The sequence below is a fragment of the Chroococcidiopsis sp. CCNUC1 genome, from assembly GCF_023546805.1.
Lineage (GTDB): Bacteria > Cyanobacteriota > Cyanobacteriia > Cyanobacteriales > Chroococcidiopsidaceae > Chroococcidiopsis > Chroococcidiopsis thermalis.
In genome coordinates, this window is the sequence record NZ_CP097480.1 from 854,290 (window position 1) to 870,563 (window position 16,274).

16 protein-coding genes are annotated in these 16,274 nt (G+C 43.7%); 5 read left to right on the forward strand and 11 right to left on the reverse strand.

Annotated features, from left to right (window positions below; translation table 11 throughout):
- Positions 1-13: 13 nt before the first annotated feature.
- The 3 genes from M5J74_RS03960 to M5J74_RS03970 all read right to left on the reverse strand — a co-directional run bounded on the left by M5J74_RS03960 (position 14) and on the right by M5J74_RS03970 (position 2,987).
- Positions 14-2,083, reverse strand: coding sequence for a P-loop NTPase (locus M5J74_RS03960; protein WP_250015460.1), 2,070 nt, complete (start codon positions 2,081-2,083; stop codon positions 14-16).
- A gap of 327 nt (positions 2,084-2,410) precedes the next feature.
- A complete protein-coding gene (locus tag M5J74_RS03965; protein ID WP_250015461.1) occupies positions 2,411-2,617 on the reverse strand; it encodes a hypothetical protein in 207 nt (68 codons plus the stop codon).
- A 157-nt stretch (positions 2,618-2,774) separates the two neighbouring features.
- A complete protein-coding gene (locus M5J74_RS03970; RefSeq protein WP_015152840.1) occupies positions 2,775-2,987 on the reverse strand; it encodes a molybdenum-pterin-binding domain-containing protein in 213 nt (70 codons plus the stop codon).
- Between the two features lie 10 nt (positions 2,988-2,997).
- On the opposite strand from M5J74_RS03970, the gene M5J74_RS03975 reads away from it, so the two are divergent.
- Positions 2,998-3,147: a hypothetical protein gene (locus tag M5J74_RS03975; RefSeq protein WP_181245406.1), complete on the forward strand. Its 150-nt coding sequence runs from the start codon at positions 2,998-3,000 to the stop codon at positions 3,145-3,147.
- A gap of 547 nt (positions 3,148-3,694) precedes the next feature.
- Complete coding sequence (locus tag M5J74_RS03980; RefSeq protein WP_106217409.1) at positions 3,695-4,621, forward strand: hypothetical protein; 927 nt, start codon at positions 3,695-3,697, stop codon at positions 4,619-4,621.
- Between the two features lie 14 nt (positions 4,622-4,635).
- Here M5J74_RS03980 and M5J74_RS03985 read toward each other — a convergent pair whose 3' ends face one another.
- Together M5J74_RS03985 and M5J74_RS03990 are read right to left on the reverse strand one after the other, a co-directional pair.
- Positions 4,636-5,049, reverse strand: a complete 414-nt coding sequence (locus M5J74_RS03985; RefSeq protein ID WP_015152842.1) for a hypothetical protein — start codon at positions 5,047-5,049, stop codon at positions 4,636-4,638.
- Positions 5,050-5,221: 172 nt separating this feature from the next.
- Positions 5,222-5,605 (reverse strand): hypothetical protein, encoded by a 384-nt coding sequence (locus tag M5J74_RS03990; RefSeq protein WP_015152843.1) that lies wholly within the window; start codon positions 5,603-5,605, stop codon positions 5,222-5,224.
- Positions 5,606-7,257: 1,652 nt separating this feature from the next.
- Between M5J74_RS03990 and M5J74_RS03995 the strand changes: the two genes are divergently transcribed.
- On the forward strand, positions 7,258-8,043 hold the full coding sequence (locus tag M5J74_RS03995; RefSeq protein WP_250015463.1) for a class I SAM-dependent methyltransferase: 786 nt from the start codon (positions 7,258-7,260) through the stop codon (positions 8,041-8,043).
- 454 nt (positions 8,044-8,497) lie between these two features.
- Here M5J74_RS03995 and M5J74_RS04000 read toward each other — a convergent pair whose 3' ends face one another.
- Positions 8,498-9,298, reverse strand: a complete 801-nt coding sequence (locus M5J74_RS04000) for an endonuclease/exonuclease/phosphatase family protein (protein ID WP_250015465.1) — start codon at positions 9,296-9,298, stop codon at positions 8,498-8,500.
- A gap of 306 nt (positions 9,299-9,604) precedes the next feature.
- Here M5J74_RS04000 and M5J74_RS04005 point away from each other — a divergent pair, with 306 nt between their 5' ends.
- Positions 9,605-9,880, forward strand: coding sequence for a hypothetical protein (locus M5J74_RS04005; RefSeq protein WP_106217406.1), 276 nt, complete (start codon positions 9,605-9,607; stop codon positions 9,878-9,880).
- Positions 9,881-10,023: 143 nt separating this feature from the next.
- Here the strand turns inward: M5J74_RS04005 and M5J74_RS04010 are convergent, their stop codons facing one another.
- The gene (locus tag M5J74_RS04010; protein WP_250015466.1) at positions 10,024-10,599 is read right to left on the reverse strand and encodes a Uma2 family endonuclease; all 576 of its coding nucleotides are present in this window, start codon (positions 10,597-10,599) and stop codon (positions 10,024-10,026) included.
- Positions 10,600-10,659: 60 nt separating this feature from the next.
- Here M5J74_RS04010 and M5J74_RS04015 point away from each other — a divergent pair, with 60 nt between their 5' ends.
- The gene (locus M5J74_RS04015) at positions 10,660-11,370 is read left to right on the forward strand and encodes a hypothetical protein (protein ID WP_015152849.1); all 711 of its coding nucleotides are present in this window, start codon (positions 10,660-10,662) and stop codon (positions 11,368-11,370) included.
- Here M5J74_RS04015 and M5J74_RS04020 read toward each other — a convergent pair.
- The 4 genes from M5J74_RS04020 to zwf all read right to left on the reverse strand — a co-directional run bounded on the left by M5J74_RS04020 (position 11,367) and on the right by zwf (position 16,157).
- Positions 11,367-11,948, reverse strand: a complete 582-nt coding sequence (locus M5J74_RS04020) for a hypothetical protein (RefSeq protein ID WP_250015468.1) — start codon at positions 11,946-11,948, stop codon at positions 11,367-11,369. The genes M5J74_RS04015 and M5J74_RS04020 overlap by 4 nt on opposite strands.
- Positions 11,927-12,943 carry a cobyrinate a,c-diamide synthase gene (locus M5J74_RS04025; RefSeq protein ID WP_250015471.1) on the reverse strand — a complete coding sequence of 339 codons (1,017 nt, stop codon included), beginning with the start codon at positions 12,941-12,943 and terminating at the stop codon, positions 11,927-11,929. Before M5J74_RS04025 ends, M5J74_RS04020 begins: the two co-directional genes overlap by 22 nt.
- 176 nt (positions 12,944-13,119) lie before the next feature.
- Positions 13,120-14,484, reverse strand: coding sequence for a glucose-6-phosphate dehydrogenase assembly protein OpcA (opcA, locus tag M5J74_RS04030; protein WP_015152851.1), 1,365 nt, complete (start codon positions 14,482-14,484; stop codon positions 13,120-13,122).
- Positions 14,485-14,627: 143 nt separating this feature from the next.
- Positions 14,628-16,157, reverse strand: coding sequence for a glucose-6-phosphate dehydrogenase (gene zwf / locus M5J74_RS04035; protein WP_015152852.1), 1,530 nt, complete (start codon positions 16,155-16,157; stop codon positions 14,628-14,630).
- Positions 16,158-16,274 lie beyond the last annotated feature (117 nt).

Below are 16,274 nucleotides of genomic sequence, written 5' to 3' on the forward strand. Positions count from 1 at the left end.
ATCTCCGCAACACCTAAGCTTCGTGTTCTAGTAATTCTCGTTGCCGTCCGTACCCGTAGCGGTAAACTGAGGTATGGGAGTCCGATCCGTTGACTACCAGACCCATAATCCGCGCGTTATACCGCGTCAGTTGTTCCAAGCTATTCATCACGGGATAGCGATCGCTCGTGCCAGAACGCAAAACAAACAAGACGTTGCATACCACTGCGCTCATTAAATTCGTCTCGCTGGCTAGCCCGACTGGAGGGCTGTCTACTAATACGTAATCGTAGCCACCGGACTCGCGCAGGGCTTTGATATTGCGCTCAAAACTACCACGGGCAAAGAATTCAGGAATTTTCTGCTTGGGGATAGATAACGCTGGTAGCAAGTCAAAACCTGGGGAAACGGAAACTGGCATTGGAGGACTAGCATTTGCTGCGCTCTTGATCCGATTTTTCCCTAAGCGCCGACTCATTTCTGCCTTGCGCAGATCGCCATCGATTACCAACACCCGAAAGCCGAAGTTCACTAAGGCTAGAGCTAGCCCCAGAGTAACCGTGGTCTTACCCTCGCCAGCAGTGGCGCTAGTCACCATCAAACACGGGTGTTCCAGCATCAAGATAGATGAAGCCAAGCGCTGAAACTCGATATCGATTTCGGCTGCTAAATTTCGTTCCATGCTGGGTTGTTTGAGATGGGGAATGCTACCCAAAACTGGGAGTTCCACTTGCTGTAAATCTTTTGGTTTGAGCAATGGGTTGCGATTTTCTAGGAAGAAAATTAGAGCCATGCTGCCGAAAATAGCAGCGAGCATACCGCCAGTGGTAATCAGCTTTAAGTTAGGTATAGATGGTCTGGGGTCGATAGTGGGTTCGTTTAGCGTTTGCACGTTTGGATAGGCGTTAAAAGGATTGGTCTTTGACTGCTCGCTTTGAGCAATAATGCCTTTGTATACGCCTTCGGCAATCTCGTATTTGCGCTGGAGGTCTAACAACTGGGCTTGATTTTTCGTGATGAAGCTGAGTTCGGTATTGAGTTTGTCAACTTGCTTTTGAATTTGCTTCGCCTGTTGCTGCGCCCCTTGAGCTAAGGTCTGATTTCGGATCAACTCTACCATCAGTTCTAGGCGGCTATCGTTAGGTCCATTACCTAGAGTTGTATCTATTTGCGCGGCGTTAGCACCAGGAATTGCCACGGCAATTTGCTGATTGAGTTGGCGGAGTAACTGTTGGCGCTGCTGTAATAAAGATTGCACCTGCGGGCTATCATCTCTATACTTACTGCGGGTGACTGCCATAGTTGACTCTAATTGCGAGAGTTGAGTGCGGGTGGCTTGATACTCTTTGTTCTCGCCCAAACGCAGAGAATTCATTGCTTGTTGGGGCGTAATCCCGAGACTGACTGCCGCAGCTTGAGCTTGCGTGGCATTGGCTTGTCCCTGGGCAATCAGCGTTGCCTGCGTCGTTTTGAGATTGTTAATTGCTGAAATCAACCCCCCGGATTGTTCGGGACTGTTGACTAGTCCGGTGGAGCGCTGAAAATTCGATAAATTCGCTTGCGCTTGGTTGAGATTGAGACGAGCTTGTTCCAGCTCTTCTTGGGTATACTGCACTCGGACTTCTGCATCTTTGCGACGCAGTTCGTTGAGTCGTTGTTGATAGACTTCAAGAAAGGTAAACAATCGCTTGTAAGCTATATCGGGGCGACTACCCTGAGCTTCCACTTCTATCAGCGTTGTTGCTGGCTGTGGGGTGACGACAAATAACTGGCTGAAGCTACTCACCTTCGAGTACAAGCTTTTTTCGGGATCGACTGCCTGCACGCGCTTCATCACGGCATCGCTAGTTAAAATAGCTAACTGCACGTCCAAAGGGCTGACATCTTTAAAGTTGAGCGCTGTGGTTTGAGTGCTACCTAAAGGACCGAGATTCGCACTTAAACCGCCTGTTTGGGGAAGATTTAACTTGGCATTAGCTGTCCAGACTGGAGGAATGCTCGTGCTGGCATAGAACGCTGCATAAATTGTGGCAGCAAGCACGGCAGTGTTAAATCCAAGCAGTGGCAACCAGTGCTTGCGGGCAATACTGAATATCTGTTTCATACTTGAATCTCGTTCTAGTTTGGTAGTGGAAGTAACAAAAGTATCAATGCTTGACAATAGCTGACAATTATTTGCCTAAGACTAGAGTTTCTCTTGTTGCAACCGAGGTTTGACTTAATAACTTGCAAAGAAGTAAATAGGTCAACTAATAAAGTTGAAGAGCAAATTTGTCGGGTGAGATTAATTACACTCTTGTCCCAAGCCTACCTGTACTCTGATATCTTCTGTTTTAATCTCAACAGATGTTTTTCAAGTTACAAATATGTCTCAACAATATGTCTCAACACACCCTTGACTAAAATTTGAACTAGAACTGATAGCAATTAGCTATGAATTTGTCGAAAAACTGCTGTAGGTTGGTAATTGCCTAATTGTTTCTCGCAGTACGTTTGTTTTACTTCTTTGAGTCTGCTGGCAGTAAGTTTCAAGGGCTTGCATTTCTAGTTCAGAAACTTTGAAGGTAATCCATTGTTTCTGGCGAGTATATTGTTGATTTTGAGTCAATATGAGCTGTTCAATAGAAATAGGTTTCATTTGTCACGGTAAAGTTACGTGGTAGCTTCAATTCCTTTGCTGAAAGCAATAATAACCCTGGACACTATGAGGGTGAACCACAAAAATCCCCTAAAAACAGAAATTTTGCCCTGGCAACCGAGCAAAATCTTGATGATAGTTTTCCTAAGATTTGAATTTAGAAATTGGGGTCTTCTTCAGGGTGGGGAGGTTGGTTGAGATTAAAGCCTCTGGTTGCGGAACGCGAGTTAGTATAGGTTGGTAAACCTCGAATTAAATCTCTCAAAACATCTGTTTTTGTGCGTTGAGTTTGTTGACAATAAGCTTCGAGGGCTTGCATTTCTAACTCCGAAACTTTAAAGGTAATCCATTGTTTCTTTTTTGTAGACACAAGCTGCCATATGGGTAAAAGGTGGTGGATAAAAATTGTAGATTTACCCTGTGAAAGTTCGTACTCTTGCCAGTCTGCATCCAAACATTTAAATGTCAGGTTGAATAATCAACTACTCACTGTCATGCGATCGCCCGCTATTAGCGATCGCGATTTGTAATACCAACAAAATATAGCCATATTGAAGTAAACCCATAATAGTACTTATAACTAAATGCTTATCACTGAAGAAAGATTTATATATAAGTGCTATCTTGTAACGCGGTCAAGAGCAATATTGAATGAACTGCAATTTCTGTTTGGGATTCGTTCAAAAATACTGAATAAGGCAGTATTTTTGAGAACGAAGTTTTTAGCAAAAATTGTCGCTAATGCACGATTTGAATCAAATTTTCAAAGGATTAGCAGGATATAAGCTAGCACTGAGCGTGTTATCATCAGAGGCTAGCACTCTTTCAGATTAATAGGGATGAGGTTAGAAAATATTCTCGATCTAGTATCGAGCGATGCACTGGGAGGACAGCCTCTCAACCGAAGGTGAGGTGAAAACTCTTCTTTGAATGAGTGAATTCCATGCCAGTCTCAAAGTTTTGATTGACAGATACGCAGCGCTTAGTTTAGGATTTACGGACTTGAATTGTCAATTTATCAATAGGAAAGTGCGTATCGCTAGAAGGTAAAGAGCTATTTTTGCGGACAGAGGATAGATGCAGCAAAACTTACCCCATAAGCTAGATAAGAGAATTACTTTACCACTCGTCCACTTACTCGATAAGACGGAGCCTGCCTTCAGTCATGCTTTTCTCCATGCCGCTCGCACTTTACATAGCTACCTGCAAGAAATTCAGTCTGCAATTGCATTAGTTGTCAGTTCAGAGAGCGAACCTTACACTATAGCTGTAGTCGGTTTGTTTTCTAAGCTGATTCGCACTTACAACTCTTACGTTTTACTAGAAATTCATTACGATGACGCTGGCAGCCAATTTCTGGTAGAAGAGTTATGGGACACGGCAGTGACGCTGACTTATTTATTAGAAACTGCCGAGCGAGAAACTTTTACCGATTATATTGCTGCCTCTATCTACCAGGCTCGCCTGCTGCTGCAAGAAGTCGAAACGCAATTAGTGCACCTCCCCCAGAATTTAGATCTGCTCGTGTTGCGCGATCGCCTGAAAGCTTTTATTTCCGAACAAAAACAGCCAGCAACCGATCGAACGCTGACAAACTTAGCGGCAGATACGTGGGGTATGGAGACAGCCAATACAACTGCTAAGCGTGCTAGATTATTAGGATTGAATTTTCTCAGCAATCCAGCACAGCGCATAGCACAAAAAATTACGCCGGCTAGTTTGCTGGACGTACATCTGAATTATATTAATTCTGCTGCTCGTGACTTGCCAGCGTCAGACTCGCAGAAAATTGATTTTCGGCAGTTACGGGATGCCAGCCACCTTTGCTTGCACGCAACTAAAGCTTTGCTAGAAGAATTTGTGCAGACCTCAGATGCGGGTCAGGTTAAAATTCAACAGCAAGAGTTAAACGAATTTTTTGAATGGTTTTACCAAGCCTATCAAGCCTATAGTAGCGATCGCGATGCATCCCTAAAGTCGAACAAGAATGGAGGCAGGCGTTGATAGATGGCAGCGATTTATCTCCTGCAATAGGAGAGCCTACCACTGGGCGCTCGACTCATGCGATAACTATATTCACTCACTGAAGGGTTTGGCACTTCTGGATTAATCGTTTGAGTTGATTGCTGCCAATCTTTACTTGTAGCTATTTGCGAAGTTAATTGACCTGCTGGATTACGGTTGAGTTTCAGCCACAGCTTACCATGTTCGCCGCAAAAAAATTCTTCAATCCAGGAGTTGCGATCGACATAAGCACCTTGACTAGCAAGCAAAGCGGCGCTTTTGTGAGACACATTTACATATTGTCGGATTTGAGCTGCTTCTGTATAGAACAAAAAGTGTTTTGTGCTACCTGCTCGCCATAAACGGCGATCGCAGTAAGGACAGCAAAAATGCTGTATTTGTTTGCGGCTGCTACGTTTTCCAGGCATTGGAAATCCCTTTGAATCACTACAAAAATACCATCCGCCAGAACATCTTTTCTGTCACTCAAAACTCATGCTTAACTAGAATCTTGCTCCAATATAACTTTGCTGGAATCAATCTAAAATTTACCGAATTTCAACCACAAAATCTGATGACGCTCGGAGGTAAGTTGGTGAATCAACTCGCGTGCGCCATTAGCTGTAAATCTGGCAGCGCAGTTTCTACCTCATTGGTACTCACTACAAAAGCTGTGGGAATGGGAATGCAACTCGGTAAATCGTCGCTATCGTGGACTTTGAGCGTCAAGCGTTGCACCTTTGGAAACATTTCTCTGACTAATTGTAGAAGATCGGCAGCGACTATTTGAAAGGTTTTTTGTTCTACGATTAATAGAGTTAGCGTATCGCTAGACGACTGCGAATCTTTCAATTTTTTTAATGTTTCTAATGGAGAATTCGCATATAATATTCTCAGTTTTTGATGAGAACGCTGCAAATCTTTCTTAATCTCTCCTATAAGTTCGGGTTTTGGATCGATAACCATCACTACAGGTTGACTCATAAAATTTACTACTTCCTTTTTAACTCTTTTTTTGGTTTTCTTACCAATTAAGAACAACAAATTTACGAAAACTAGAATGAGCGAGTTTCTCGCTTATTTATAAGCGAGATTTACCCATAAAAAAAGCTGTTAGAGTTGATTAGCTTTCACTCCTAACAGCCTCAAGTTTATTCTCATTCAAAAATAATTAAACTCCTGGCAGACTTACAAGTTATCGATAATAAATTATCGATAATAATTCGTCCACCTAAAGAGTACGCATACTCTTTTTATGGAAGTTGTAAAAGTGCACTCCTCGGTGTCTTCTCTTACAACCTACAGCGCCACATGCGCTGAATACCTCTTGCATATTCCTAATTAATTTCTATTGTAAATTCAAGCCATAAATACTCAGAAAATTCATTAAATATTTGCTGGCTTTTCAATACTAAAAAAATAACAGAATTTATTGGTATTTGTCAAATGCTTTTTTCAATTTTTTTCAAGTTCTATTTTTGAAGATAAATTTAACTGCACTGTTGCGATCGCGCTCTTGATTCCTCTTCAGTTGTTCGGAGCGATCGCTACATTTAGGTACTGTTAGCTTTTAGAAAGATGTATAACCTCTCCTGGCTCAACTATTAATATTTCCTCTATATTGTCTGGTTTAGAAAATCACAGCACGCTCGCTTTGGAGTAGAGTTTATCTATCGATTTCGGCTTTTAAGCTCGCTTGCAGAGACAATATATCTATATTTTATGGATTATTTCTGCACTTTATTAGCATACCTATACTGAGAAAATTTATAATGTATCTCCATATACAAGTTTACAAATTTTTTCATACAACCACAGATTCTTGGCGATTGCTTACCCAGCGGTCATTTCTCAGGTAATGGGCAGGAGCTTTTTCGGCGTTTCCGTCTTTGCATAACCTCTCGCTAGTGGTATTTACCAATTATTACTTACGAATTCTCAGCTTAATGTAAGAAAATGATGCAGACATCCGTATCAAGGATGAGATAACTGTCTTATATTGGCGTTCGAGAATGTATGAAGTATCACAAGCTGAAAGCAAGTCATATCAGCATTTAAGAGTGTATGAATTATCACCAACTAAAAACAGATAATCTTGACATGCAAAAATGTATGAAGTAACACAAGACAAGAGCAAATCAACGTTGAAATACTTATCTTGCCGCTCGCGCTCTCGCTCTATCGCTCAACATCTAAAAGAGTCAATGAGATTGAGAAAATTGCCTGTAGAATCTCTATGTCCGTGAACGAGAAGCTCCAAATTTCCAATTTAGAATCTAGAGTTGTACCGCTGCTTACTTCAAGTATAGACTAATCCCCACGATTGACGGGGCAAGCAGAATCGTTACATTCGCTACGTAGCAAACGATTGCATTAAGAAAAACTTATTATTTTTTCAGTTTTACAGATTGATGATTAGAATTAATGACCTCATGGTAATATTTTTTAACTTTTCAAGAACATGTGCGATTTTGAAACAATAAAATATAGATAAATTTGCAAATCAATATACTTCGGTCAAAATATTTTGAATTATTCTGCCGCGAACTCAACTGCGCCTGCACTCTACAATTGGCATTACAGGTAATGAAGTAGCTAGATGTCAATAGTTTCTTGCCCCTTATGTTTCCCAACCTATGTCTGAGCAAAATACATCTAATTTAGATGCAACACCTTTGTATGCGATGAATCCAGTCGATCGATTTTCCGATCGCGTGGGGGATTATGTAAAATATCGTCCGAGTTATCCTCAAGCGGCAATCGAGCGAGTCTTAACGGGATTATCGCCATCACAACTAATTGCCGCAGATATAGGTGCGGGAACGGGAATTGCAGCGCGATTGTTAGCAGAAAAGGGAGTGCGAGTCATAGCAATCGAACCAAATGCACCAATGAGGCAAGCAGCTGCACCCCATGCTTTAGTAGAATTTCGAGACGGGACTGCTGAAACAACAGGTTTAGCTGATGCTGCTGTAGATTTGGTAACGTGCTTTCAGTCTTTCCATTGGTTCGATCCAGAACCGACGCTGCTAGAGTTTCGCCGGATCTTAACAGAAGAAGGAAGATTGGCTGTAGTGTGGAACGAACGCGATCGCCATGACAAGTTTACAGCAGAGTATACTCATCTGATTAAAGTTGCTTCTGGCTATCATCCTGCCGAACAGCGGCGGATGGCGATTGAGCCTTTACTCAGGAGTCGTTTGTTTGCTGATGTCCAGCAGTATAGATTTGCCTATCAACAGCGACTCGATTTTGATGGGGTTGTCGGTCGGGCAATGAGTACATCGTACATCCCCCGCGCTGGTACAGCCTACGAGCGATTGATTGCAGATTTACGGCAGTTGTATGCTAACAATTGTAAAGAGGATGGTTTTGTGACTTTAGTGTATACAACAAGCGTATTTCTAACGCAGGTTAGATAGTTTGTCGTCTGCCATTAGATAGATGTTTGCAGACATAAACTTGCGATCGCATTTTGTCATCTGTCATTGGGTAGATATTTGCAGACATAAACTTGCGATCGCATTTTAGTAGGATGGCGATCGCTTTGTCTGTACGATTTCCGTAAAGGTGGGTTTGTTATGCTTCTACTGTGGCTGTCGATTCATCTCTAGCTTGGAAATACCAGTAGGACTTACGCATTGACAAAGTGGGCGTAGTATGTAGAACTTGTTAGAGGCGGGAGTTTTTTTCACAGCATTCTGGGTTGTGAGTGGTATCTATTCTTAGAATGCTGACTCCCACCTAACTTTTCTATGTCTCTCAAAGCTTGGATTCACAAACGTTTCAGGCGTTGAGCCACCAATTATTGTCAGTCAACCAGGCAACTGGATACCGATTGCTTGTCTCACATGAGACTTGATACCTACAAAAAGTTCAGATTTCGAGCATTAGAGGTCGATGATCTGATACCTCGGGCTGCTCTATAACTTGAAAGCTAACTACTTCAACAGATGTATTGACGAGCATGTAGTCGGCAAACCGTCCAGGCTTTTGGTAGTGAGAAGTCCGAGTATCGGTAAATCCGCGCGAAGTTACTAGATCGGTCAACCCGAGCTTTTTGAGGATATCAAAAGTTTCACTATCCGGCTCAACATTGAAGTCGCCACAGACCACAAGAGGGTCATTTTCTTCCATAACGGCTTGTGCCAGTGCTAACAGCCTATGCGCCTGCGCCACCCGCTCTGGCGTATCCATTTTGCCGTTCAGGTCTCTTAAGCCGTGCATATGAACAATGCTGACTGGTCTATCTTTCTCGAAGTCAAAGACACGAATTGCGTGAGCACTTCGAGACCGAGGATGCTCACCATAACCATTTGGTTCAAAGGACTTGTGTACGAACCTCTGAATCTGCCCGATGATTGGAAATCTCTTTCGAGTAAATGTGGCAAGCCTCCACTGTGAGGGTATCTGTCGATCGCCATCCCACAAAACGCCCTGCGCTGCGGGGCAAAATGTAGCAATGCAATCTGGCAAAGCCTCGGACACGTCACGAAAGAAGTTCGCTCGTTGAGGCAGAATATGCTCGCCATCGCGATAAGTCAGCCAATCCTTATGACTGGTGGGCGTATGAACAACTTCTTGCAGACACAATACATCAGGCGACGTATCGTGAACATAAGGGATTAGATGTTCCTGTAACTTTCCTCCCCATCCATTCAAACACATTATCTTCATTACTTTTTCAAAACTCCTAAACTAGGGATTTTGATCCAACCCCTCGAAAAAGTATATTTCAGAATTCAGATCCAATATATTAAGAGTATATTTTATGACTTATGCATTGATAAAGTGAGCGTCATATGATTTATGAGGAAAATAGATTTCTTAGGAATGCGATCGCTAAGCGAGAAAAACTAGTTGAAACCTATAATACTCTCGTTGTCTCTACAGAAGAGCAAGTAATGATTATCGAGAGAGAAATGATAACTGAAGTGTTAGATTGAGGATTAAAACTAAAGACGGTGACTGGCTATAGTTGGCATGAAACGCCGAGAACGCCTGAAATTATTAAAAAACAATGATTTGGGGTTTCTCATGGGCATTGCCAAAAACCAAAAAGTGCCAATCAATGGTGAAAAATACACCCAAGTTCAAAATCTAGAAATTCCTGATGACGGATTGGTGGTGCATCTGAAAAAGTTGGGTGATGTAAAAGGATTTCGCAAAATCTTCAAAAACGAAGTGGACAGATACCATACTGTAATTATATTATTAAATAAAATTCTCTGCATACTCAACAATTATATTATTAAATAAAATTCTCTGCATACTCAACTCATTTATTATAATTGCTTTGTACCAAACAAAAACATTCAGTGATAGTGCAGTTGCTAAATCAATAAAGCAATGCATCACTCAACTATTAGCCTTAAAAAGTATTGCAATAAAATAATATTTTACTAAGTAAAAATTCGCCGTAAATTGAGCGTAAAACCTGGCAATACATCCTCGCCAGACAAAGTAAAAGGATCTTGTAAAGTTTCTACTTGTTGCCCTTGACGATATATTTCTACTTGACGATCTTGAGGATTAATCAGCCAACCCAAACGCGCCCCATTATCCATATATTCTCGCATCTTAACTTGTAGTTGTTCAAGGCGATCGGTAGGAGAACGCAACTCTACTACAAAATCTGGACACAGGGGTACATAACCGTCCTGTTGCTGTTGAGTTAAAGCATCCCAGCGTTCTCGCTGTACCCAACTTGCATCGGGTGAGCGTTTAGCGCCATTAGGTAAAATAAACAGAGTTGAAGAATCAAATCCTTCACCTTTATCTAAGTTCTCTTCCACCCAATTGCCAAATTGCCTAGATAGACTTAAATTTTTCTTTCCTGATGTTCCTCCAGTAGGTGGCACTATAACTAAATCTCCTGCTGCTGTTTGTTCAAAATTCCACTCTGGGTTAGCTCGAACGACTTGCTCGAATTCGGCATCATCAAGCTTCAATGCGCGTACAGTTAGGCTACCGTTCATTTTTCAATCTCCATTCGCGAGATAATAAGAGAAATAACTGTAGTTATATTTATCTTAAGCATGAACCAGACTGCCCTAAACTTAGTTGCTATTTCCATCTTCGCGATGACGCTTTCGACGCTACTAAGTCCTTTGTTGCATTTTTCCCCTACAATTCCAGCGCTTGCTACTTTCAGCATTTTGGCAATTGCAACACTAGATAGCTTCAGTTTTCAAGGTAAAGGTGGTAATTTAGTTTTAGACTGGCTGGCGAGTTTTTCACCCCAACACCGCGATCGCATTGTTCGTCACGAAGCGGGACATTTTCTAGTAGCGCATTTATTAAATATCCCGATTACTGGTTATACTCTTAGCGCTTGGGAGGCTTTGAAACAGAAACAACCAGGGTTAGGGGGTGTCAGTTTTGAAGATCGAGAGTTAGCAGCACAGTTAGATCGAGGTATGCTGACAGCTCAAATGCTAGACCGCTATTGTACTGTTTGGATGGCAGGTTTAGCCGCAGAAGATTTAGTTTACAGTAACACCGAAGGGGGGGCAGACGATCGCCAGAAGTTAGGAATGGTTTTGACCCCTTTAGGATATACGGCTAATGCTGTAGAGCAAAAGCAACGCTGGGCGGTTTTACAAGCACGGACTTTATTGCAGACAAATTGGTCGGCTTATGAAGCTTTGGTTGGTATGATGCAGCAACGGGCTGGGGTTGATGAGTGTTGTCGGGCGATTGAGGAGAATAGCGGAATTCGGAATTCGGAATTCGGAATTCGGAATTAACTCAATACCCTTGAATCTCTCCAAGAACCACAGTGTTGTAAAAACCGGGCGGGAATGTCAGGGCGCGTACCAAAATGGAGGTGGATGTAAGAGGCGTGTAGGTTGGGGAGTCGCCAGCCTTCGGGAGTTGGGGAAGTGCTGAATCCTTGGGTTTGAAATAGGGGTTGGATTGGTAATTCTGAAGCAGAACGATGAAATTCATGTCCCCAGACTGTATCGTTCGTTTGTAACAAGGGACTATCTTGAAGCGCAACGCAGTGGCGATATCCTAGAGTAAGGCGAGAACCCATTGTAGCAGCGGTTGGAATAGCGCCTACCATTGTCCAAGAATTACCATCAAAATCAATAATTTTATCGCATAAATACATTAATCCCCCACACTCAGCATATGTAGGCATTCCTGTCAATATAGTTGTTTTTACTGAAGCAATCGCTCCTCTATTTGCTGCTAATTCTTGGGCGAAAACTTCAGGAAATCCACCACCAAAATACATCCCACAAACATCTTTTGGTAATTCAGGATCGGTTAAGGGACTCCAAAATACAAGTTCTGCCCCTAATTGTTGCAATAAATCCAAATTGTCTTGGTAATAGAAATTAAAAGCGCGATCGCGGGCAATGGCGAGTCGAATTCGGAATTCGGAATTCGGAATTCGGAATTGGTGATTTGGTAATTGGTAATTGCGAATTGGTAGTTGGTAAAATCCTTCTTCCTTGTCTCCCTTGTCCCCCTTGTCTCCCTTATCTCCCTTGTCCCCCTTGTCCCCCTTGTCCCTCTTGTCCCCCTTGTCCCCCTTGTCCCCCTGCTCCCTACTCCCTGCTCCCTGCTCCCTTGTATCAAAGGCATTAATTTGTCCCAATCAAAACAGGTTTGGGCTAAGGTTGCTAATTGCTCGATAACGAAATCTAGTTGGGGAAGTTCGGCGGTGGGGACTAGACCGAGATGGCGATCGGGAATAGTAATATTATCGTGGCGGCGTAAAACACCGAGAATTGGTAAGTCTAGAGGTACAAGGGCATCTTGTAATAATTGTAAGTGGCGATCGCTTCCAACTCGATTCAGTACGAATCCGACTATTTTTACATGGGGATCGAAGGAACGATAACCGTGGGCGATCGCCGCAACCGAACCAGACAGGCGACTGCAATCTATAACCAGTACTACAGGTAGATTGAGTATTCGGGCGATGTGAGCGGTACTGGCAAAATTAATTGGTAGTTGGTAGTTGGTAGTTGGTAGTTGGTAATTTTGACTTTTGACTTTTAACTTTTGACTTTTGATATTACCAATTCCATCAAACAGTCCCATCACTCCCTCTACTAGTGCATACTCAGACTGTTGGGTATGATGGATAAAACATTGCTGGACGTAAGTTTCGGAAGTCAGTACGGGGTCTAGGTTGCGGCAGGGAGATCCGGTGACGTACTGGTGAAACATCGGGTCGATATAATCTGGTCCTACCTTAAAAGACTGGACGGATAATTTTTGCCACCGACATAAAAAAGATAGTAGGGCAAGCGTCACGGTTGTTTTGCCTACCCCACTGCGTTCTCCAGCAATAATTAAAGACATAACTTAGTAGTTGGTAATTGGTAATTGGTAGTTGGTAATTGAACTTTCAAAAGCATTCATTTTGACTTTTGTACGGGCGGGTGCGCGCAAATAGGTTGACAACCTTAAGTGAAAATTTTTGGTCAAAACCCGCCCCTACGTCTTCTCATTACCCATTACCCATTACCCATTACCCATTACCCATTACCCAATTTCAACATCTGTACTGTCACTGCCAGACTTTCTTCAAATAGTACGTCTCGTCCCCAGCGTTGTAGTTGCTGCGAGAGCAACTCTTCAGCACTTTGATCGGCAAGGGATGTCACTTGGTTGACGATTCCAGCTTGAGCGCCGCCGTGTGCCTCCATCCGCATACAGCCAGAGGTTTCGGAACACAAAACGGTAGAACAGTTGGCAGCTGGATTCGTAGAGGTTAAGCGTAAAGCAATCAAATCTCCAGCTACGTCACCGTCGCTAGCAGTTGGAACGCCAGCAATTTCTGCTTCGACTTCGCGATCGCCTTCTGCCATGAAGTAAAAGCGTTTAATGTCGTAGTCTCCCGTTTCTGTAGTCACTTTAGTCGGTCGCCAGTTCAATCGACTTGCCAACCAGCCTAAAAACATCAAGGCTTGGGCAGAATTGCCTTTTTCATAGTCTATAGTGACGCGATCGACTTCCCCTAATGCAGCGCGGCGCTGGGGTGGATCGAAGGCTTCTGCCGTCAACTCTTGCCAAGCAGCTAGCCGACTCCAGTTGACATCGAAAATTGTCATGCCTGCATCGATCAATTCTTGCAGCCGGATGAGATTGGTTTCAACTTGTGTAAAACTGTTGGAGTCGAAGATGACAGAGTTGCAAGAGGCTACCAAACGCTTGAAGATCGGGTGATCGGGTTCTGGAGTAGCTTTCCACCAGAGAAACTTCGGCAAGCCACCAATTAATAAATCTGGAACCATGCCTACCACTCTTTCGAGGGCTTCAACCGTTCCCGTCAGGGTGATGTATTCGCAACAGATCAAAGTTGTAGCGGACTGCTTTTGGATCGGGCAGTATGCCGAAACTTGTGCCTTTACGCCCTCGTCTTCTCCGGTGACTGGACATAAAGCAATAATTCGGCAAGGATTGCGGCTGGCGATCGCATCAGCAACAGCGGGACTGCGGGTATCCATTGCGTAAGCTGTCGTTGCTGCGCTGCTATCTACTACACCACGGCGTTTGCTTTGTTCTTCTCTAAGTTTGATGAGTAACTCTGGGCTAGATTTCCCCGTTTTTTCTAGTCCAAATACTTTTTGGGCTTCGCGAATTGCGGAGGCGGTGCGTGGTCCTGGGATGCCGTCGATTGGACCGCTGTAATATCCCAAAGCTGCCAGCAATTGTTGAGTTTCTTCTGGTTCGTAAACGATCAAAGTAAAGGTTTTGGCGCGAGTGGCGGCGGGCAGTCCCCCATCCTCACCAGCCACGCCATAACTTTGCCAAATCTGATTGAGTTCGGCTTCAATCTCGCTAACTGAGATATCCTTGGGAGCCTGAAGTGAGAAAATTGGAGCAGATTGAGTCACCATAGGACAGGATGAAAGATGAAGGATGAAGGATGAAACTAGCTATTAGCAATAGAGCGATCGCCACCTTTACCATCATTCCCGTAAATTGGTATTTGTAACAGATAGCCTGTATACAGATTGAGTGCCGATCGGTTCATTGCTACTTACAACCTACGCCAGCGACGACCATCTCGATCGATCAGTAATTCCGCCTCGGTTGGTTCCCATGTCCCTGCTTCGTATTGCGGAATTGTCGCGGGATCGGTGGGCGAATCCCAAACTGAGAGGGCTGGAGTCACTAATTGCCATGCAGCTTCTACTTCGTCGGCTCTAGTGAATAGCGTTTGGTCGCCCATCATGCAATCGAGTAAGAGGCGATCGTATGCGTCGGAAGTTGCTTGTAAGCCAAAGGAACCATAGGTAAAGTCCATATCTACAGAACGAGTTCGTAAAGTTCCCCCTGGCATTTTTACCTCAAAACGCAACGAGATTCCCTCGTTTGGTTGAATTCGCAGCGCCAAGATATTAGCGTTCATCTGCTGTGCTGCCGACTGAAATAACAAATTCGGCACTTCGCGGAAATGAATTGAAATCTCCGAGACTTTTTTGGGCAAGCGCTTACCCGTCCGCAGATAAAAAGGCACTCCCTTCCAACGCCAGTTGTCGATCAAAAACTTCATGGCAACAAACGTAGGAGTTGTAGACTGGGGATTCACCCCTGGTTCTTCTCGATAACCAGGGACGCGCTTGCCTTTCATCCACCCCGCACTATATTGTCCTCGCACTGCCGCACGTTCCAAATTCTGAATATCTGCTAGGCGAGTCGCTTGAATCGCCTTCATTTTCTCCGTACGGATTGAATCGGCATCTAGGGAATTAGGTGCTTCCATTGCTGTGAAGGCAAACAGTTGCATCAAGTGGTTTTGCAACATATCCCGCAATGCCCCAGAGCTTTCATAATATCCCGCTCTGTCTTCTACCCCGACTGTCTCGGCAACTGTAATTTGGACGTGATCGACAAACTGGCGGTTCCACAATGGTTCAAAGATGGCATTCCCAAAGCGAAATACCAGCAAATTTTGGACTGTTTCTTTGCCCAGATAGTGGTCGATCCGGTAGACTTGTTCTTCTTTACAAACTTGCTGCACGACGCGGTTGAGCGATCGCGCCGTTCCCAAATCCCGACCGAAAGGCTTTTCAATCATCAAACGGGTTTTGAGCGGATCTTTGAGCATTTCTGCTTTGCCCAACTGCTGGATGGCTTCTGCAAAAAATTTGGGCGATACGGATAAGTAAAATACGCGGTTGCCTCTGGTTCCCCGCTTTTCATCTAACTCTGCCAAAAAGTTTTTTAGCTTTTGATAGCTTTCGGGATTGTCAATATCTCCGGGGCAATAAAATATACCCTGAGAAAACTCTTGCCATAGGTCTTCCGAACCAATACCGTCAGAAAACTGCTCGATCCCCTCCCGCATTTGTTCGCGGAAGTAATCGTGACTCCATTCTCTGCGTGCTACGCCTACAATTGTAAATTCGGGTGGTAGGCGGCGTTCCCGTCTGAGTTTGTAGAGTGCTGGAACGAGTTTGCGCTGAGTCAGATCTCCCGACGCACCAAAAATGACTAAGATTTGCGGTTCGGGAACTCTCTGTTGTTGCAGCCCCACTCGTAAGGGATTTTCTAGCAACGTGACCATATGAGGGTTAAGGGGTAAGGGGTAAGGGGAAGAAGAGAGCTGAGGAAGCTGAGGAAGCTGAGGGAGCGTCGAAAGAATTTAATTATGAATTGCGAATTCAATTGACTCCCTATCTCC